Below are 731 nucleotides of genomic sequence, written 5' to 3' on the forward strand. Positions count from 1 at the left end.
CACAGCGAATTATATAAAGAAAAGGAAAAACGATTTAAGCCTTCGGATAACCTATATAGTTCAGGAGATAATGGAGGAGATATCTATAATGACCTGGCTAATTTCACTAATTACGAATATTATATTGCTACAGGAGTATGTCCTAAGGCTCGGGATTTAGAGATGTACTTAAATTACTATTTTAAGGAGTATAGCTCAGGTATTCCTGCTAGTAGCACCTATAGAGGAGGATATCTGACTCCGGCATTATTTACAGATTTAGGAGGGAGTCACCCTACAGATGCAGCAGTAGAGATACGAACGAACCTTACAGCTTCCAATAAGACATTAGATATTCGTTTTTATCAAAACAATCAGGCAGTAGGTACTATTCCTATTAGTGTTAGTTTGCCTGCAAGTTTTAGCAATACCTGGCAGAACTATGGAGCAGGCACCTGGCAGATCACTTCTGTAAAACAGATTTATTCGAGTTATGATGCCAGCAGTGAGCGTTTTCGTTATCAGGTATTGGCAGAGGTGACTATTGGAGGAACTACGACTCAGGAGATTGTTCTTAGTGGTCAGACCCAGGCACGTATTGCAGCGTGTAGTATCACAGAAGCTGATGGTGTTGGGGAGTATATAGGGGATGGTAGTGGTACAGATATTTCAGGCTGTAATAATACGACCCGTTTTGAGACAGCCCTTCGGGATGTGATGTATGAATTAGAACAACGGGGAACTCTAAACAA

1 protein-coding gene is annotated in these 731 nt (G+C 40.8%); it reads left to right on the forward strand.

The window, feature by feature from the left end:
- The coding region (locus tag ACFSTE_RS13360; RefSeq protein WP_378298186.1) for a hypothetical protein at positions 1-731 on the forward strand (731 nt) is incomplete at both ends.

It is taken from the genome of Aquimarina hainanensis, assembly GCF_042684685.1.
In the GTDB taxonomy this organism is placed as follows: Bacteria; Bacteroidota; Bacteroidia; order Flavobacteriales; family Flavobacteriaceae; genus Aquimarina; species Aquimarina hainanensis.